The organism is Bacteroides sp. OM08-11 (assembly GCF_003438665.1).
GTDB lineage: Bacteria > Bacteroidota > Bacteroidia > Bacteroidales > Bacteroidaceae > Bacteroides > Bacteroides cutis.
This window is the reverse complement of the sequence record NZ_QSTJ01000001.1, coordinates 444,020-463,593: the sequence shown is the minus strand read 5'-3', so window position 1 is coordinate 463,593 and position 19,574 is coordinate 444,020. Positions and strand designations below refer to the sequence as shown.

The following is a 19,574-nucleotide window of genomic DNA, read 5'->3' as shown; positions in this document are numbered from 1 at the left end:
ACTTTCGTATAATAAAACTTCTATTACACAACAATGAAATATATAATTATCATCCATTTGGACAATAATTACGCCCGTTTGGACAATAGTTACATATCATACTTGCCTATGTTTTCTATCGCAGAACAAAAAAAGCCCGGACTTTCGTAAGTCCGGGCTTTTACACAACCTGTTATCTTTTCACTCTTATCGATTCAGAGTCTTTTTCATTTTCTCTATCATTTCTTCAGGACTGGCACCTTGTTTCAATTGTTCAATATCAAACATTTCCAATTGCTTGTCCAATTTCCGAATAGCTTGTACCTTACCTGCCTTCTTATACTCTTCTTTCAGTATAAAAATCTTTTCGCATTGCTGTATACCTTCAATCAATCTTTCAAAACGTATGGAAGAACGGCAACCCGGATATACCAGATAAGTGTCTCCGGCAGCCCAAGTTCTGAAACGGGAATCTTGTAACGGTTGCTCTACCCAGCTGTTATAGGCCCAACGCAGATAACCGTCCATATGCAGACGTGCCGCATAGAAACCTATCCAGGTAGCTTCCGCAGGAGCCGAAAAAGTAAAAGTATTGGGTTTGGGTTCCGTACAACAAGTATAATAGGTAGTCACTTTACCTTCGGCATTACGTTTCTCAATTCTTTCCCATGGGAAAAGTTGGTCGGGAGCAATGCAATAGTTGAAAATCTCAGGTTCTATCTCAGCATGGTAAACACCGGCAAACGAAATCTTAAAATCCTTGTCGGCCTTACGTATCAGCGCCATCACTTTTTTCATAGTATCAAGCGGGCGTTCGTCCATGGCAATACAAGTCTTCTCAAACCATCCTTTTTCCCTTAGATGTTTAGAGAAACTTGTCAACATGGCCATCCATACTTCATCATACTCTTTTTCACCCGGTTTTGTCTTAAGTACTTGCATTTTGTCAGTTTTCTGATCAAAATATCGGAATTCCATACTCCAAGGAATCATCGAATAACAATTAATATGTTTGTCAATGCCCAACGACATCATGAATTCCACCCAAGCATCAAATACATCGTACTTGAACTCCCATGTTCCATCATACCTCTTGATCCAAGTCACCATTGATCTGAATTCATCATAAGTTTGTCCACCCCATGCCCGATGCATGATAGTAGCGGTAATCACCTTTTGTCCCGCATCCGCCAACGTCTGCATAAAAGGACGCATCGCGTCAAAATGCTCCTTCGTCCATTCACCTGTCCGATAATATCGGGATACCGCATAAGGATTCTGCCATAAATCCAAGTAAAACTTCCAGTCTGAAGGTTTAGGTAGTGTACGGTCCACAACGTTTACTTGAAGCGACAGCATACCCGCTTTCTTTCCGTTGCGTAAAATTTCTATCGCACCTTTATAAAGTCCGGCAATTACCTCTTGGGGAACCTTTACGGTAACCCATACCGGACAGGTATTTTGTTCTTTCAAATCAAAACGGGTAGCCACATCTATCGCGTCCGCTACCAATAAAGAATCGAACAGGGTTCTATCCGGACGATGCCCACATCCTCCTTTTCCATCCTTATTCAGTTCATCGGTCATGACATACCTCACGAAACCGGCAGAGATACACCGTGCCGGAATAACAGTTCCCTTCTTTCCTTCCAAATCAGACATTACAAAGGTAATATTATCCTGTTTCTCTTTACTCCACATTACAAATTGTGCATTCAGTTTTTCTCCTTTCCAGCCTGAAAGTTTCATTGTACCGGATTTTTCTATACGAACCGGCACATCTTTCTTGGCATACCTCATGTCAGTAGTCCCCCAAGCAAAATGAAGACCATCCGTCTGCTTGTTCCAAACTGCCTGATCGGTCAGTGCAGGGTCATCCAATTCTTCATACTCTTCTGAAAACATTTTTTGTGTTTGTGCATTTATCACTAACAATGGTATATACAAAAAATAAATGAATAAAATTTTTCTCATAATCATGATACTTTACGTTATTAAATATGATTTAGTAATAAGGGTTCATTTGTTTTGTAATTCTTTCCGATATCCCTGTGGAGTAATCCCGTAGAAATCTTTAAAACATTTGCTGAAATATCGTGGATTGGAAAATCCCAATTGATAGGATATTTCGGATATATTGAATTCCGAATGTTTTTTAAGCCGACGCAAAGCTTCTTCCATCTTCAATTTCAAAGTAAGCTCATTGGGAGTAAGTCCTGTAATCCCTTTGAGAACAACAAACATTTTACTACGGCTCATATTCAATCCATCGGCCAACATATTCATATCAAAGTCCGGATTGTCCAGATTTTCTTTTATTATTCCGATAGCTTTATCCAATAGATTCTTGTTATCTTCAGTCAAACCTTCGTTTCCGGCAATAGTTACAAAAGAAACATCAGTCGTAGAAGCGGATACCTGCGAAACAGGCACAGAAGAATTTATACTATTCAACAATAACCGTTTGTTCTTCAAAAGATTGTTGCAGCGTGCCAACAACAACTTCACATTGAACGGTTTCGTGATATAATCGTCTGCACCGAACATATATCCCTCTATCGTATAATCTACCGAAGCTTGTGCAGTCAACAATATTACGGGTGTATAAGCAAGTTCCAAACAATTTTTTATTTTATAGCAAAGTTCCTTACCCGACATCACAGGCATCATTACATCGCTCACCACCAAGTCGGGATGCAGTTGTTGTGCCATTTCAAAACCCTTTTGACCATCGTTTGCCTTATATACCGTATAAGCGGAAGAAAACAAAGAGTTCAACATTTCAAGCACATCTTCATCATCCTCGACAAGTAAGATACTCGGCTTTTCATCCCCCTCCATAGGATTGTCTACAGTTAAAATATCCTCCTTGTCAAACAAAGTAGGATCAATGAACGAGCCGTTCCATTCACTCCGGGACATCACAATCTTTTCATGTTCAAGTTCTTCATGTGTAAAGTGATTATTACCCAATTTCAAACGTACCTTGAATATACTTCCCTCATTTTCCTTACTATCCACACTGACAGTACCTTTATGTGAATCTACGATACTCTTTGCCAAAGCAAGTCCGATACCACTTCCCTGCATTCCTTCCTTGGAAGTTTCATTAATCTGGAAAAATCTGTCAAATATCTTGTCCAATACCTTTTCGGGCATGCCACAACCGGTATCGGCAACAGAAAGTTCCACTTCTTCCGACAGTCGTTTAATGGTTACTTTGATCTGCTTCCCTTCGGGCGTATATTTAAAAGCATTGGAAAGCAAGTTAAAAACAACTTTCTGCATTTGTATAGGATCGAACCATACTTCTACTTCAGTTTCAATATGCTCAAAAGTATAGGTTATATTCTTCTTCCGGGCAATCTCTATAAATTGTGAATAAATATCTTTCACAAAATAAATAAAGTCCATGCATCCCACTTTCAGTTTCACAAATCCTTGTTCCTGTTTTCTGAAATCAAGTAACTCACCTACCAAAAAACGCAGATTGACAGCATTTCTGTATACACGCCGTAATTGTCTTTGTATGGAAGGTGATATTTTTTCCATATACAGCATGATCTCAATCTGTCCGATGATGAGTGTCAACGGAGTACGGAATTCATGGGATATATTGGTAAAGAAACGAAGTTTAGTACGATTAATCTCGCCCATCCGCTCTTTTTCGTCTTTCTCTTTTTTAAGGGATAAAGCAAGCTGCTGTCTTGTCCGATGTGTACGCCATCCTACAACCGACAAACTGCCAAGAAACAGTATATACCCTCCAAAAGCCCATCCCGTAAAATACCAGGGCTGATGTATCTTGATGCTGAGAGAAATTTCTTTGGGGACAAAATCTTCGTATTGATTACTACTACCCACTTCACGTACTTTCAATATGTAACTACCCGGAGCAAGATTCGTATAGGCAACACGGGCTTGCTTGGTAACAAGCCATCGCTTGTCGAAATTTTCCAACTTATATTCATAACCGGTATTTGCATCTGTCTCTACATAATTGGAATTGGAAAAATCTACAACCAAATTATTCTGTTCGGACTCCAAATCAATATGATTGACAAAAGGAAGTGATTTTTCCAATACACAATGCTCGTCACCTGGATAAACTTTGACATTGTTAATGATAAGATTGGAGAAATAAAATTCCCAGTTTCTATTACCCGGCTTATATAAATCACTTTCTTTGAAAGACATCAATCCGTTTACACCTCCTATATAAATCAAATTGTCTTCGCTTACATAAAGACCACAATTATTAGCCACACCTGAAACCAAACCTTTATGACCGAATTCTACCGAATAGACAAAACGATTGAAAGGCGAATAAATGGAGAAACCTTCGTCATTTGTTATCAGGACATGATTCATAGAGGTTTCTACTATATTGTAACAAAAATCACTCAGTAATTTACTGTTTTCGCTGTTATAGTGCTTCCATTCATTGTTGGCATAATTATATGAATATACACCGTCACCCAAGGTTGATACGTAAATAGTTCCATCTGTAACTTCCAGTATTCTCGTTATCTTTGCCCGGGGACTTCCCGACTTTTTCATCTGCATCGGTTCTATTTCCTTGGATTTATCCAATGCAAGTCTAAATACTCCCCAGTCATCACCAAACCATACATAACCATGTGAGTCCACCTCAAACAAATGAAAAAAACGTTCGTCGGTTATCAATTCAAATTGATCCGTAACAAGATTTAGACGCCAGAACCCGTTATGTGCCATTACATACAGATAATCCCCCTGACATTTGAGACTTAATATAATATGATTAGGACCTATATCGGTACGTTTATAAGCATCAAGATAATTATGAAATGTATGAGTGGATATATCATAAGAACTCAAACCTCCCGTATAAGTTCCTACATAAATACGATTTCTCAGTTTATCATAAGCAATGGCTTTTACATTGTTATGCAAGATCGAACGTCCGTCTTCTCTGGCAGTATAATAAGTAAATGTACCTTGTTTCCGATCCAAACAGTTAATTCCTCCACCATCCGTAGCAATCCACAGATTATGATTTTTATCTTCTACCATCTGTCCTACCAAAGGAAAATTCAGACAATAATCATTGCTTTTATCGTAAGAATAATATTTAAAGATATCTTCTTCTTGATTGAAATAGTTCACTCCACCATAATAGGTTCCTATCCAGAGCGTTCCTTGCCTGTCTTTATAAAGTGAAAATACAGATTTATGCCTCAAACTTCCGGGACGATAATCAGGAAAATAAGCAGAATAGGTATCAGTATAAGGATTATACACCTGAAGTCCATCGAAAGTACCAAACCAAATATTCTGCCTATTATCCTCTATAAACTCCCGTATTTGATTACTTATCACACGAGTAGGCGAATTTATTTCCTTCTTGATGATTTCGTCTCTACCCCTCTTGTATAAACCGTTAGTTCGGGAAGCAATCCATAACTCACCTCGACTACTCAAAAACACATCGGATATTTCTATTTCAGGAATCACACACCGTACATTTTCTTTTTCCGCTATATAAAGTCCTTTCGTCGTTCCCAGCCAAAGTTTCTCTTCTTCACGTTCCATACATACAATGACCGGTACATCAAATTTTTTATGAAAGTAAGAGAAATCTTTCTTATTGTCATATCTGAAAAGACTGTCTGCAACAGTAAACCATAAATCTCCATTCCACACCTTCATTGTCCCCGACCCTACATGATACAGTTCTTTGAAGAAATCTTGTTCCATGTCATATTTCATCAGAATGCCGTCATTTTTAATGAACACATCTCCTGATGCATCACATACCATGGAACCAATGGTACCATTAATGAATTTTTTGTTCTTTTGCCGATTACTATCTACTACATCATAATATTTATATTTCAATATCTGGTTACCGTCATATACATTCACTCCCTCATTAGTACCAAACCACATACGCCCTAACGTATCCTGACAAATGGACAATACTGAAAGATTGGATAGTCCGTCATTTATATCCAATGTCTTAAAATACTGCCCATATGAATGAATACTCAAAAATACGGATAAAAAAAATAGCAAATAGCATTTGGTTTTAGCCATAAATATAATTTTAGAGTGTGCACAAAGATAATACTTTCCTCTTTCTATACAATAGGACACTCCTTTTATAATATTAGGAAAAAATTTCCTAATACTCCCGGAAAAGATTTAGTAGGGCATTGCTTTCATTTAAACAATTTTTTCCAATCATGTCCGCTTCCATACGGACAATTGTCCGAAAACGAACACAGCACAATCTTAAACAATCACTGATAATCAACACATTATCACTTTGGCACAACAATTGACTCTATATAGGCGAAGGCGGTTACAAGAAAACAATCTCCTTAAAAACAAAAAGTAATAACAATAAAAAAATAACGATTATGAAAACAAATGTAATTCTTAAGGCAGTGGTAATAGTAGCAGTGGTAATGGCTAGTGTAATGAACTTCTCAGCAAGTGCAAGTAATCCTACCAACTATGTAAAAAACGAAGAAGTAACAAACGGTCTGATAACCGCTAAGACAATTTTTCGCAATGAAGATGGTTATCTGTTCCGCCACTTGCGCTACACATATACCTACGACAATGAAAACCGCATAATAAGTAAGGAAGCATCCAAGTGGGACAATTCAAAAGAAGCCTGGACTCCTTATTTCAAACTGAATGTAATATACAGTGATAATGAAGTTGAACTGAATTATGCCTGTTGGAACTCTAAAAGCAGTACCTACGATGATAACAAACAGAAAACAGTTTATGAACTGAATGATACGAATGCCGTTCTGATGCTGGCAAGCACAAAATAAAGATAATCAATAATTCTATCGCAATGTCATCACTTATCAGGACAACATCCTATCGACAAACAGATAGAACCGTAATACTCTAACAATTAATTTTCTTTTAAGTTTACACAAAATACGGTTATCAGTAGATCATTCTACCCGATAACCGTATTTTCTTTTCATCATCTGCAATCATTACTACTCCTCCTGCTTGGAGTATTCAGGATAGTCATTCATAAAATACAAAGGATACATAAGGAGATATCTATCTCTTTCCTGCCCAATATACCCCCCCTAAAATAAATACAACTCCGATAAGTGCTACTATCGTTAACTGTTCACCTAAAAACACAGCAGAACCTACCAAAGTAAAAAGAGGATTCAGATAGATATAATTGGAAGCCCTCACAGTACCCAATTGCTTTAAAACGATATTCCATACAACAAAACAGATCAAAGAAGCCAGAACGCTTAAGAAAAGAAGGTTGAACAACACAGCCGGTTGCCACAATCCGGAAAGAGGAAACTGCCAGGGATGAACCAAAAATGCGGGAAGAATAGTTAATACACCATAGAAAAAGATCTTACGAGTAATGAAAGTAGTGCGATAACGCCCACACATCTTTTTCATTATCAAACTATAAAAAGCCCATGAGAGGGCGGCAAGTAGTGTCAGGAAATCACCCAACGGAGAAATCTTCAATACAAAATGGCCGTTATAAACTACCAGTGCCACTCCGACCAATGCCAATATCGAACCACCTATCAGTCCGCGAGTTGCCTTTTCTTTTTTATAAATAACCAAAGAAAGAATAGTAGTGAGCAAAGGAGCCGTACAGACAATGAATGCCACATTGGTAGCCAATGTGATTTCCAGCGCTGTATTTTCTGTAAAAAAATAGAGTGAACCACCTGTTATACCTCCTAAAAGTAACCAAAACTCATCTTTCCAATTATTGGCAAACAACTTGCGGGGAGAAATAAACCAGATACCCAGATAAGCAATGAGAAAACGAAGCAGAAATATTTCTTGCGGAGAAAGGCCGAATTCTATCAATACTTTCGTTGAAATAAATGTCAATCCCCAGACAGCTATTACAAGAATGGCTATAAGATGATAAGTATAGTTTTTCGTTACGCTCATTACACTACTGATAAGTTGCGTGCAAAGATAACACTTTCCCTTTTTCCACCTCCTATGTTTCTTCCGTTTATCCCTTATATTTCTTTTATTCATCTTTCATATTGGTTACCGAACAACAATAGTGAACATATCTGTTCATTACAGTGAATAGACATGTTCATATTAGTGACTCGATCTGTTCACTGCAGTGAACAGGTAACAAATATAAGGTTTCAGCAGGACAAACCCTAAAGTATAAACAGACAAAGATACTGGATTGATGTGTGGGATATATGGCATATCCAGATTCCAAAGCCCTCTTGGATATCAACGGGAATAAGTGCAAAAACATAAGGGATAAAATCTTCACAGACTTTATCCCTTACTATATCCTAAAAATCTTTTTTATAAATCCTATTGAATTAATTCAGCTATTATTTGTATTACAAACAAAAAATTAGTTTTAAAAGCACATCACAAATATAAGTAACATAAAGCGAATTATCAAGCATTTGCCATTGTTTTTTAAGTTACTTAGCTACAAATCTGAAAATAAACAGTTAACTTTGCACCGTTATTAACCGGTTTTAACCATATAACCAACAAAGTTTTCAACAATATACTAATAAATACCATTATGGAATACAATTTCAGGGAGATTGAAAAGAAATGGCAGAAACAATGGGTAGAAAATAAAACCTACCAAGTAACGGAAGATGAAACAAAACAGAAATATTATGTATTGAACATGTTTCCTTACCCCAGTGGTGCAGGTTTGCATGTAGGTCATCCATTAGGATATATCGCTTCGGACATTTATGCACGCTACAAACGCCTGCAAGGTTTCAATGTATTAAATCCTATGGGATATGATGCATACGGACTACCGGCAGAACAATACGCCATACAAACCGGACAACACCCTGCAATTACTACCGTCAACAATATCAACCGCTATCGCGAACAATTGGACAAAATAGGCTTCTCTTTCGATTGGAGCCGTGAAATCCGTACTTGTGACCCGGAATATTATCATTGGACACAATGGGCTTTCCAAAAAATGTTCAACAGCTATTACTGTAATGACAAAAAACAGGCACGTCCCATTGAAGAATTAATAGAGGCATTTCCAAAATATGGCAACGAAGGATTGAATGCTGCATGTAGCGAGGAACTGCACTTCACTGCCGAAGAATGGAATGCAATGAGCGAAAAAGAACAGCAAGAAGTATTGATGAATTACCGCATCGCTTATCTGGGCGAAACAATGGTTAACTGGTGCCCGCAATTAGGAACCGTACTTGCCAATGATGAGGTAGTAGACGGTGTATCAGAGCGTGGCGGCTTTCCGGTAGTTCAAAAAAAGATGCGTCAATGGTGCCTTCGTGTATCTGCATACGCCCAACGCTTGCTGGACGGATTGGAAACCATCGACTGGACCGAGTCGCTGAAGGAAACCCAAAAGAACTGGATAGGTCGCAGCGAAGGTGCCGAAGTACAATTCAAAGTAAAGGACAGCGAACTGGAATTTACCATTTTCACCACGCGTGCAGATACCATGTTCGGTGTAACTTTCATGGTATTGGCTCCCGAAAGCGAATTGGTGGCACAACTGACTACCGAAACACAAAAAGCTGAAGTAGACGCTTATCTGGAACGTACCAAGAAGCGTACGGAACGCGAACGTATTGCCGACCGCAGCGTGACGGGTGTATTCTCGGGAAGTTATGCCATCAATCCTTTTACGGGTGAAGCGGTACCCATCTGGATCAGTGACTATGTACTTGCCGGATATGGAACAGGTGCCATCATGGCTGTACCTGCACACGATAGCCGTGACTATGCTTTCGCCAAACATTTCGGTTTACCTATTGTACCGTTGGTAGAGGGCTGTGATGTAAGTGAAGAAAGTTTCGACGCTAAAGAAGGTATCGTTTGCAATTCTCCGAAAGCAGGTGTGGAACCATATTGTGATTTAAACCTGAACGGACTTACTATCAAAGAAGCCATTGCCGCTACCAAGAAATATGTGAAAGAACATAACCTGGGACGTGTAAAAGTAAATTTCCGCCTGCGCGACGCTATCTTCTCACGTCAACGCTATTGGGGTGAACCTTTCCCGGTTTACTACAAGGAAGGTATGCCTTATATGATTGATGAAAGCTGTCTTCCATTGGAACTTCCCGAAGTCGCTAAATTCTTGCCTACCGAAACGGGCGAACCTCCATTGGGACATGCCACTAAATGGGCTTGGGATACTGCAAACAAATGTGTGGCCGGCAACGAGAAAATTGATAATATCACCGTATTTCCATTAGAATTGAATACAATGCCCGGATTTGCAGGTTCAAGCGCTTACTACCTGCGATATATGGATCCACGCAATCATTCTGCACTGGTAAGTAAAAAAGCAGATGAATACTGGCGTAATGTAGATCTCTATGTAGGTGGTACGGAACATGCCACAGGGCACTTGATTTATTCCCGTTTCTGGAATAAATTCCTGCATGATCTCGGTATTTCTGCGGTTGAAGAACCATTCCAGAAATTAGTAAATCAAGGTATGATTCAGGGACGAAGTAATTTTGTATACCGCATCAAAGATACCAATACGTTTGTTTCTCTGAACCTGAAAGACAATTATGACACTACCCCACTCCATGTGGATGTAAATATCGTATCCAATGATATTCTGGATGTCGAAGCATTCAAAGCATGGAGACCAGAATACGCCACGGCTGAGTTTATCTTGGAAGATGGCAAATATATCTGTGGTTGGGCAGTCGAAAAGATGAGTAAATCTATGTTCAATGTGGTCAATCCCGATATGATCGTAGAAAAATATGGTGCCGACACACTTCGTATGTACGAAATGTTCCTGGGTCCGGTAGAACAATCAAAACCCTGGGATACGAACGGTATCGACGGTGTACACCGTTTCATCAAGAAGTTCTGGTCACTGTTCTACGACCGTAACGACAACTATCTGGTAACGGATGAACCGGCCACTAAAGAAGAACTGAAAACCCTGCATAAACTCATTAAGAAAGTTACAGGAGATATTGAACAATTCTCTTATAACACAAGTATCAGTGCTTTCATGATTTGTGTCAATGAATTGTTCTCATTGAAATGCAGTAAGAAAGAAATCTTGAACCAACTTATTATTACCCTCGCTCCCTTTGCTCCACATGTATGCGAAGAATTATGGGAAACATTGGGTAATGAAGGCTCGGTGTGCGACGCCAAGTGGCCTGTATACAACGAAGAGTATCTGCTGGAAAATACAGTGAATTATACTGTTTCCTTCAATGGAAAAGCGCGTTTCAATATGGAATTCCCTGCAGATGCCGCATCAGACGTCATTCAAACTGCCGTATTAGCTGATGAACGTTCTGCCAAGTGGATGGAAGGTAAAACCATTGTCAAAATAATCGTCGTACCGAAAAAGATTGTAAACATCGTTATCAAATAACAGATATGCCAATTACAAAACCAACCAAAGCGGAAATAAGAAGAGAGTTAAAAGACTATCTTTTAATTACTTTCGGACTCATTAGCTATGCATTAGGATGGGCTGCATTCCTTATCCCCTATCAAATTACTACTGGAGGTACTACCGGTATCGGCGCCATCATCTACTATGCTACAGGATTTCCCATTCAATGGTCGTATTTCATCATCAACGCAGTTTTGATGACATTTGCCATTAAAATCCTGGGTCCTAAGTTCAGTATAAAGACTACTTTTGCCATCTTCGGACTGACCTTTTTTCTTTGGTTCTTTCAGGTTCTGGTCAACGGAGCAGACGGAATACCTCCACAAATACTGGGACCGGGACAAGATTTCATGGCATGTCTGATAGGTGCCGTGATGTGTGGTATAGGTTTAGGAATTGTATTCAATTGCAACGGAAGTACAGGAGGTACCGATATCATCGCCGCTATTATCCACAAATATCGTGACGTTACTTTGGGACGTATGATTATGGCTTGCGACTTTATCATCATCAGTTCTTGTTACTTCATTTTCAACGATTGGAGACGAGTTATATTTGGTTTTGTAACCTTGTTTGTTATTGGATTTGTATTGGATTATGTTGTCAATGGTGCCCGCCAATCCGTACAATTCTTCATATTTTCTAAAGAATATGAAAAGATTGCCGACCGTATCACTAAAGAGACACATCGTGGTGTAACTGTGCTCGACGGTATCGGCTGGTATAGTAAACACAATGTAAAAGTATTGGTCGTACTGGCCTACAAACGTCAGTCTGTTGAAATATTCCGATTGGTGAAGGATATAGACCCCAATGCATTTATTTCACAAAGCTCAGTCATCGGTGTCTATGGAGAAGGATTTGATAAATTGAAAGGAAAATAAAAATGAAGAAATTTGTATTTGCCACCAACAATGCCCACAAGCTGGAAGAAGTCAGTACTATCTTAGGTAGTAAAATTGAACTTCTTAGCATGAAAGATATCAATTGTAATGTTGATATCCCCGAAACAGCAGATACATTGGAAGGAAACGCTTTGATAAAAGCCAAGTATATTTTTAACAACTATCATTTGGATTGCTTTGCCGATGATACTGGTTTGGAAGTAGAGGCATTGAATGGAGCTCCGGGAGTTTACTCGGCACGTTATGCAGGAGACGCACACAATTCAGAGGCTAATATGCAAAAACTGTTGTCCGACTTGGAAGGGATAGAAAACCGCAAAGCGCAATTCCGTACCGTCTTTGCCCTTATCATTGACGGGAAAGATCATTTATTCGAAGGTATCGTAAAAGGTGTAATAACGAAAAACAGACGTGGTACCTCAGGGTTCGGATATGACCCTATATTTATTCCCGAAGGATACACACAGACTTATGCTGAGATGGGAAATGAATTGAAGAATAAAATCAGTCACCGGGCATTGGCAACAAACAAACTCTGTAATTTCCTATCAAAATGAATATAATGTGAGAATGTGCCAATTGGCTACACTGTAATCGTGAAATACTATTGTTTCGCAAGATAATTGGTACATTCTCACATTAGCATATTAGCACACATTACAACCCCAGTTTTGCCGATATCTCCAGCATCCTTTTAATAGGTTTTACAGCCTTTTCTGCTATTTCAGCATCTACCTTTATCTCAGGAGTTTCATCCTTGAGGCAATTATAAAGCTTTTCCAACGTATTTAAACGCATAAAGTTACATTCATTGCAAGCGCAAGTACTATCGTTAGGAGGAGCAGGAACAAAGGTTGTGTGAGGACATTTCTTCTGCATTTCATGCAAGATACCCGACTCTGTAGCTACAATATAACTCTTTTCAGGATGGTTTATGGCATATTTCAATAGAGCGGCAGTAGAACCTACTACATCAGCCAATTTCAAAATTGTACTCTTACATTCAGGATGCGCCAATACAACTGCATCGGGATACTGCCGTTTTAATTCAACAATCTTTTCAACCGAGAATTGTTCGTGTACATGGCAGGCACCATCCCATAATAACATGCTCCGTCCGGTAACAGAGTTAATATAATTACCCAGATTTCTATCCGGACCGAAGATTATTTTCTCATCTTTGGGAAAACTTTCTACTATCTGCTTGGCATTGGTAGAAGTTACTACCACATCGGTCACTGCTTTTACTGCAGCTGTTGTGTTCACGTATGATATCACCGTATATCCGGGATGCTCTTTGACAAACTGACTAAACTTATCGGCCGGACAACTGTCTGCCAGCGAACAGCCTGCTGCCATATCGGGTACCAATACTTTCTTTTCCGGACAAAGTACTTTGGCTGTCTCACCCATGAAATGTACACCACACATCACTATGATATCGGCTTCGGTCTTGGCCGCCCATTGCGCTAATGCCAAACTGTCGCCCACATAGTCGGCTATATCTTGTATTTCACCTTTCTGGTAGTAATGTCCAAGAATGATTGCATTCTTCTCTTTCTTCAGCTGTTTGATAGCTTCTATAAGATTATCCATAATTATATTTTTTATTTCTCTTTTTTCTTTAAAAATCTTTTGATAGTGATGATAGGCTGTTAATAGTGTGTACAAGTAAATACGATTTTTCTTGCCTGTGAAGTTATTAGTATAAGACAAAACTTTACTCATTGATTATGAACAAAAGATTTTTAAATCATATCAATTGATAATAAGCATTATACTGTTCTATAACTTCACTTCATTAACAGCTTGTTGATAAACTGCAAAGTTAATAACTTTAGAAGTATTTATTAGTGAAATGAGACTGAAAAATGTGTTTAAACAACTATTGAAAGTTTCTCTTAACTTTTTTGGTTTGTTCGTTTATGGTATCTATTATGTGAACCTTTGAATAATGCAAGTATTATTTCTAAAAATCTTTCCCTTGGGTATTGACACGTTTTCAACGGTTATTAACCGGGATATAAACGGAAAGAAGTATCTTTGCCGGAGAAATAATAACTTGTGATAAATCAACAATAGATATGAATCGCAAACTGAAAATAACAGAACTGAATCGTATTAGTATAGAGGAGTTTAAGGAAGCTGATAAATTACCTTTGGTAGTGGTGTTGGATAATATCCGTAGTTTACACAATATAGGTTCCGTATTTCGTACTTCCGATGCTTTTCGCATTGAATGTATCTATCTCTGTGGCATTACAGCTACTCCTCCTCATCCTGAAATGCATAAAACAGCTTTAGGAGCTGAATTCACTGTCGATTGGAAGTATGTTAATAACTCTGTGGAAGCGGTTGATAACCTTAAAAAAAATGGGTACACAGTGTATTCTGTGGAACAGGCAGAAGGCAGTATCATGCTGAATGAACTGGTTTTGGACAAAGATAAGAAGTATGCCATAGTGATGGGAAACGAGGTGAAAGGAGTTCAACAGGAAGTTATTGACCATTCTCATGGTTGTATTGAAATACCTCAATATGGCACAAAACACTCATTGAATGTATCCGTCACGGCCGGTATTGTTATTTGGGATTTATTTAATAAACTAAGATCGTAACAAAGCAGTTCATAACTTTTGTTGATAGAATTATAGGTTAAACGCGGAATGTAGACATTACGGGCATGCGAGACGGGGATAAATTTATAAGATTGTCAAAGTTGTCCGTTCTCTACCATTAAAATCACCCGTTCGGTCAGTGCATCGTCTCCTTGGGCGTCATATTGCTTTTTCAGGCTGGCACCGAACAATGCGGCGAATGTTTGATAGAAACCTGCTTTGAAAGGTCCCATGAAAGCCTTTACCAATTCGTAGGACGTTGAATGAGTTTGCCGGTCAACCAATTTAATTAACAGTTTGCCTTGCGCAAACGATAGTTTTTTCATACGAGGTGTATATTGTTCTTTCAGTCCTTTTTCCACTTCTTTCAAGTGTTTTTGCCGTGCTTTTTCAGTAGGAATGGTTTGCAGATACTCATATGTTTCGATGATGGCACGGTTGATTTCCTTAGAGATAGGGAGTACTCTCTTTACATCCCGGATGAGTTTATAGTATTTTGCCATATCCCGCCTGTTTTTGAACTTAAGCGGCTTGAATATATAGACAGTGGGAAGTTTGACGTAAGGAATAGTATCGCCTTCATATATGCACATAGGAGTCAATAAAATACTTTTTTGCACATCAGCTTTTGGTAATTGTTGCTGAGCGAGGCATATCCGGTTTCCAAAAAGTAGGAATAAGATGAGTATTACTATGTTAGGCCGTATGTTCATGACACAAAAGTACACCATTCTGTGAAATGTTGTTGCGATGCTTTCGTTTTTCCTTGTTCAATTAACTTATTTAAGGTAACTTCGCTTTCCAAAAAATTAAAAGTAGCCTGTTACGAATGAAGTTTTTCAAGATGGGAGTCTTTGTAAGTATGCTGTTGATGACTCCTGTACTTGAAGCTCAAAATACAACCGTGTCTCTTTGGGAAGAGAACCTCGAACAACTCTTCATGGATGGAGAAGAAAGGAATTGGGAAAATGAATTGGAAGAACTTTCCCGTCATTTACAAGAACCCATCAATATCAATAGTGCCACCAAGCAGCAATTAGAACAGTTTCCTTTTCTCACTGATATCCAAATTGAAAATATATTGGCTTATATCTATATACACGGACAGATGCAGACTGTTTATGAGTTACAACTGGTGGAGGAGATGGATAAGTACACCATCGAACTACTCTTACCTTTTGTCTGCGTACAACCGGTTAAGATGTCTTCTAATTATCCTTCTCTTAAAACTCTTCTGAAATATGGCAAACAAGAAGTATTGACACGGTTGGATATTCCTTTATATACTCGTAAAGGATACAAAGATAATTACTTAGGACCGTCCATGTATCATTCTTTTCGTTATAATTTTCACTATGGAGAATATCTTCAAACAGGAATTGTTAGTGAAAAAGATGCAGGTGAACCTCTCTTTGCTTTGCATAACCGGAAGGGCTATGATTATTGTTCCTTTTATTTTTTACTTAAGAATTTAAGACGACTGAAGTCTTTGGCATTAGGTAATTATCGGTTGAGTTTCGGTCAAGGATTGGTACTTAGTACTGATTTTCGTTTAGGTAAAACTTTCTCTTTGTCTACATCCGAATACCGCACCGGAGGTATTCGGAAACATAGTTCTACAGATGAATACAATTACTTTCGCGGAGCAGCCGCAACGATAGGAATACTTTCTTTTTTGGAAATGTCTGTCTTTTATTCTCATCGTTCCATGGATGGAGTACTGAAAGATGGAGAAATCACTTCCATTTATAAAACGGGACTCCATCGTACACAGAAAGAAGCCGATAAAAAGAATATATTTTCTTTGCAATTGATGGGTGGAAACTTGACGTATGAAAAGAATAAGTTGAAATTGGGCTTTACAGGTATCTATTATTTCTTTAATCATCCATACGAACCCAAATTGAATAAATATGCCAGATATAATCTGCATGGAAACTACTTTTATAATCTGGGAGTCGATTATAAGTACCGATTGGGACGATTGGCATGGGTAGGGGAGGCTGCGATGGGAAAAAGTGGTTATGCCCTGTTAAATCAATTGAAGTACAAACTATTAACAGGTTATCAACTGTTGTTGATTCATCGTTATTATTCATATAATTACTGGTCTTTCTTTGCCCGTTCTTTCGGAGAAAGCAGTACACCTCAAAATGAAAACGGTTGGTATCTGGCTACAGAAGCAAATCCTTTTCCTCATTGGAAGTTCTTTGTTTCTTTCGATTTATTCTCTTTTCCCTGGTGGAAATACCGCATCAGTAAACCATCGCAAGGAGTAGACGTCTTGTTTCAGGTTTCCTATTCTTTCAAACGGAATTTGTCTATGTACTTTAATTATAGATATAAGCAAAAGGAGAGGGACGTATCCGGAACAGATGGAAAAACAATTTTACCCATCTATCAACATCGGTTTCGTTACCGGCTTACATATACACCACGTATCTGGAAATTACAAACTACGTTAGATTACAACCACTTTCATTCTCAAGGAAAAGAACGAAGCCGGGGATATCAGTGCACACAGTCCTGTGGATATGCTTTTCCCGGTTTCCCTTTATCTGTTTCTGTTCAAGGAACCTATTTCCATACAGATGATTACGATTCGCGTATTTACACCTACGAAAAAGGATTATTGAATACCTTTTATGTACCTTCATTTTATGGTACGGGTTTCCGTTATTCTGCCCATCTACGCTACGATTTGAACAAAACTTTCATGTTTCTCGTTAAGTTCGGACAAACCATTTACCAAGACCGTGAAACTATCGGTTCCGGTAACGACTTGATACAAGGAGACAAAAAAGCAGACTTGCAAATGCAACTTCGTATTAAGTTTTAACTAACTTTGCCGCTAAATTAGTAGGATAAGTAGATATATTTGTAATAAATATCTATTTAGTTAAATGAGATCAATCGTAAATTGTAAATAAAATGACTGTTATTTATCCGTCTCCCATATTCGGTCCTGTCCATTCCCGCCGGTTGGGAGTATCTTTAGGAATTAATCTGTTGCCGGCAGACGGTAAAGTATGTACTTTCGATTGCATTTATTGCGAGTGTGGTTTCAATAAAGACCATCGTCCCTCCAAGGCGTTGCCCACCCGTGAGGAAGTTCGTGAAGCACTCGAAACTCGTCTGTTGGATATGCGGCAGAACGGTCCTACCCCCGATGTATTGACCTTTGCCGGAAACGGTGAGCCTACTGCCCATCCTCATTTTCCGGAGATTATAGAAGATACGCTGGCATTGCGCGATAAGTATTTTCCAAATGCCAAGGTCAGTGTGCTTACTAATTCCACTTTCATTCATCGTCCTGCGGTATTCAACGCATTGAACAAGATAGATAATAATATCCTGAAATTGGATACGGTAGATGAAGGGTATATCCATGAGGTGGATCGTCCTGCAGGACATTACTCTGTTCGTGAAATCATTGGGAACATGAAGTCTTTCAAAGGTAACTGCATCATTCAAACCATGTTCCTCAAGGGAGGTCATCAAGGTAAAGATGTAGATAATACCTCCGATAAATATGTTCTTCCCTGGTTGGAAGCAGTCAAAGAGATTGCACCTCGTCAAGTAATGATTTATACCATCGACCGCGAGACACCCGACCATGATTTGCAGAAAGCTACTCATGAAGAACTGGACCGTATAGCAGCTTTGGTCAGAGAAGCGGGAATAGTAGTAAGCGTTTCCTATTAGCTATTTCCACTGTTTTAAGTCATATTCAGCCTCCACTTTCTTTTCGATATCATCCGGCAGGGCAGGGAAGAAGTCAATTCCCGTAATACGTTCCACTTCATCCACAGAATTGACGTAAGCATCCAGAGGATGATTTCCCGAAGTATTCTTGTAGATAAAACCGATGGCTTTGGGAGTACCCTTCATGCTGAGTATCACCTTGAAGAAAGCTTCGGGAACAGTTATGCGGTGTTCTTTACCGATAGTGCGGTGCTTTTGTTTATAAAACACAGGACCGCAAACGATATAGATTTTGCCTTCTTTTTGGGCCCATTTACGACAATCTTCTTCCAGCTCTTTCCAGTCGCCACGGTTCAGATTATGATTTTGCGGACAGATATTCGTCATATAAAAACTTTCCTGCATTGCTTTCCAATGCCAGCGGTTATCTCCCGCCGGACACATGTGGCCACGATCCATACCGGCACCTTTGTAATCATGTGTAGTTACCGCTTCATTTTCGGGCAGGTCAGGATCTGGCAGAAATTTGTCCGTACGGCTTTCACGTTCTATTAATTTCTCAGGAGTCAGTTCCCATGCTACCCAATTCGGTACTTTCCGTTCTTTATTGTAAGATACGGTATATCCCTTCCGGTGGAGAATTTGTTCGGAAGTATTTTTCAAAGGAGCAGGATGCAGGATATCTTTTCCGGCAGGTACCTTGGTGACAGGTTTTAGTTTAGAAGGTGTGTTCCCCGCAGATTGGTGCTTTCCGGGTACCTTTTCCGTAACGGCTTCGGTTACGGTACCGGGCAGGTTGATGTGCAATGCCTTCGTTATGGGTTCAAACGTGAGACAGATAATGCACAACAACGCTATGAAATAGATAATACCTCTACCTTTGGGCTGTTTCTTTTTTCTCTTCCGTACCATAATATTTTCTTATGTTCTGTCCGG

General features: G+C 38.9%; 13 protein-coding genes. 7 read left to right on the top strand and 6 right to left on the bottom strand.

Annotation, left to right across the window (positions count from 1 at the left end; translation table 11 throughout):
- Positions 1-186: 186 nt before the first annotated feature.
- Both DXC10_RS01830 and DXC10_RS01825 read right to left on the bottom strand, forming a co-directional pair.
- Positions 187-1,953: a DUF4091 domain-containing protein gene (locus tag DXC10_RS01830; protein WP_101542423.1), complete on the bottom strand. Its 1,767-nt coding sequence runs from the start codon at positions 1,951-1,953 to the stop codon at positions 187-189.
- 45 nt (positions 1,954-1,998) lie between these two features.
- Positions 1,999-6,057, bottom strand: a complete 4,059-nt coding sequence (locus DXC10_RS01825) for a hybrid sensor histidine kinase/response regulator transcription factor (RefSeq protein WP_101542036.1) — start codon at positions 6,055-6,057, stop codon at positions 1,999-2,001.
- A gap of 326 nt (positions 6,058-6,383) precedes the next feature.
- On the opposite strand from DXC10_RS01825, the gene DXC10_RS01820 reads away from it, so the two are divergent.
- Positions 6,384-6,809 (top strand): DUF3836 domain-containing protein, encoded by a 426-nt coding sequence (locus tag DXC10_RS01820; protein ID WP_117737242.1) that lies wholly within the window; start codon positions 6,384-6,386, stop codon positions 6,807-6,809.
- Positions 6,810-7,053: 244 nt separating this feature from the next.
- Here DXC10_RS01820 and DXC10_RS01815 read toward each other — a convergent pair whose 3' ends face one another.
- Complete coding sequence (locus tag DXC10_RS01815) at positions 7,054-7,932, bottom strand: DMT family transporter (RefSeq protein ID WP_101542034.1); 879 nt, start codon at positions 7,930-7,932, stop codon at positions 7,054-7,056.
- A 616-nt stretch (positions 7,933-8,548) separates the two neighbouring features.
- Between DXC10_RS01815 and leuS the strand changes: the two genes are divergently transcribed.
- The 3 genes from leuS to DXC10_RS01800 are packed head-to-tail and all read left to right on the top strand — an operon-like array spanning position 8,549 to position 12,872.
- Positions 8,549-11,386 carry a leucine--tRNA ligase gene (gene leuS / locus DXC10_RS01810; protein WP_101542033.1) on the top strand — a complete coding sequence of 946 codons (2,838 nt, stop codon included), beginning with the start codon at positions 8,549-8,551 and terminating at the stop codon, positions 11,384-11,386.
- Between the two features lie 5 nt (positions 11,387-11,391).
- The gene (locus DXC10_RS01805; protein ID WP_101542032.1) at positions 11,392-12,294 is read left to right on the top strand and encodes a YitT family protein; all 903 of its coding nucleotides are present in this window, start codon (positions 11,392-11,394) and stop codon (positions 12,292-12,294) included.
- Between the two features lie 2 nt (positions 12,295-12,296).
- Positions 12,297-12,872, top strand: coding sequence for a non-canonical purine NTP diphosphatase (locus tag DXC10_RS01800; RefSeq protein WP_101542031.1), 576 nt, complete (start codon positions 12,297-12,299; stop codon positions 12,870-12,872).
- A gap of 100 nt (positions 12,873-12,972) precedes the next feature.
- Here DXC10_RS01800 and nadA read toward each other — a convergent pair whose 3' ends face one another.
- Positions 12,973-14,043 carry a quinolinate synthase NadA gene (nadA, locus tag DXC10_RS01795; RefSeq protein ID WP_255419766.1) on the bottom strand — a complete coding sequence of 357 codons (1,071 nt, stop codon included), beginning with the start codon at positions 14,041-14,043 and terminating at the stop codon, positions 12,973-12,975.
- A 356-nt stretch (positions 14,044-14,399) separates the two neighbouring features.
- On the opposite strand from nadA, the gene DXC10_RS01790 reads away from it, so the two are divergent.
- Positions 14,400-14,933 (top strand): RNA methyltransferase, encoded by a 534-nt coding sequence (locus tag DXC10_RS01790; protein ID WP_101542030.1) that lies wholly within the window; start codon positions 14,400-14,402, stop codon positions 14,931-14,933.
- Positions 14,934-15,028: 95 nt separating this feature from the next.
- Here DXC10_RS01790 and DXC10_RS01785 read toward each other — a convergent pair whose 3' ends face one another.
- The gene (locus tag DXC10_RS01785; protein WP_101542029.1) at positions 15,029-15,664 is read right to left on the bottom strand and encodes a DUF4294 domain-containing protein; all 636 of its coding nucleotides are present in this window, start codon (positions 15,662-15,664) and stop codon (positions 15,029-15,031) included.
- A 98-nt stretch (positions 15,665-15,762) separates the two neighbouring features.
- Between DXC10_RS01785 and DXC10_RS01780 the strand changes: the two genes are divergently transcribed.
- Together DXC10_RS01780 and DXC10_RS01775 are read left to right on the top strand one after the other, a co-directional pair.
- Positions 15,763-17,772 (top strand): helix-hairpin-helix domain-containing protein, encoded by a 2,010-nt coding sequence (locus DXC10_RS01780; RefSeq protein ID WP_117737241.1) that lies wholly within the window; start codon positions 15,763-15,765, stop codon positions 17,770-17,772.
- A 92-nt stretch (positions 17,773-17,864) separates the two neighbouring features.
- A complete protein-coding gene (locus DXC10_RS01775) occupies positions 17,865-18,638 on the top strand; it encodes a radical SAM protein (protein ID WP_117737240.1) in 774 nt (257 codons plus the stop codon).
- On the opposite strand, the gene DXC10_RS01770 is transcribed toward DXC10_RS01775, so the two are convergent.
- Entirely contained in the window at positions 18,639-19,550 is a 912-nt protein-coding gene (locus DXC10_RS01770) for a DNA/RNA non-specific endonuclease (protein ID WP_117737239.1), read from the bottom strand.
- Positions 19,551-19,574 lie beyond the last annotated feature (24 nt).

Excerpts from the sequence above, each read along its gene's own strand:
- DXC10_RS01830 (WP_101542423.1), bottom strand. The coding sequence starts at position 1,953 with ATGAGAAAAATTTTATTCATTTATTTTTTGTATATACCATTGTTAGTG.
- DXC10_RS01825 (WP_101542036.1), bottom strand. The coding sequence starts at position 6,057 with ATGGCTAAAACCAAATGCTATTTGCTATTTTTTTTATCCGTATTTTTG.
- DXC10_RS01820 (WP_117737242.1), top strand. The coding sequence starts at position 6,384 with ATGAAAACAAATGTAATTCTTAAGGCAGTGGTAATAGTAGCAGTGGTA.
- DXC10_RS01815 (WP_101542034.1), bottom strand. The coding sequence starts at position 7,932 with ATGAGCGTAACGAAAAACTATACTTATCATCTTATAGCCATTCTTGTA.
- leuS (WP_101542033.1), top strand. The coding sequence starts at position 8,549 with ATGGAATACAATTTCAGGGAGATTGAAAAGAAATGGCAGAAACAATGG.
- DXC10_RS01805 (WP_101542032.1), top strand. The coding sequence starts at position 11,392 with ATGCCAATTACAAAACCAACCAAAGCGGAAATAAGAAGAGAGTTAAAA.
- DXC10_RS01800 (WP_101542031.1), top strand. The coding sequence starts at position 12,297 with ATGAAGAAATTTGTATTTGCCACCAACAATGCCCACAAGCTGGAAGAA.
- nadA (WP_255419766.1), bottom strand. The coding sequence starts at position 14,043 with ATGAGTAAAGTTTTGTCTTATACTAATAACTTCACAGGCAAGAAAAAT.
- DXC10_RS01790 (WP_101542030.1), top strand. The coding sequence starts at position 14,400 with ATGAATCGCAAACTGAAAATAACAGAACTGAATCGTATTAGTATAGAG.
- DXC10_RS01785 (WP_101542029.1), bottom strand. The coding sequence starts at position 15,664 with ATGGTGTACTTTTGTGTCATGAACATACGGCCTAACATAGTAATACTC.
- DXC10_RS01780 (WP_117737241.1), top strand. The coding sequence starts at position 15,763 with ATGAAGTTTTTCAAGATGGGAGTCTTTGTAAGTATGCTGTTGATGACT.
- DXC10_RS01775 (WP_117737240.1), top strand. The coding sequence starts at position 17,865 with ATGACTGTTATTTATCCGTCTCCCATATTCGGTCCTGTCCATTCCCGC.
- DXC10_RS01770 (WP_117737239.1), bottom strand. The coding sequence starts at position 19,550 with ATGGTACGGAAGAGAAAAAAGAAACAGCCCAAAGGTAGAGGTATTATC.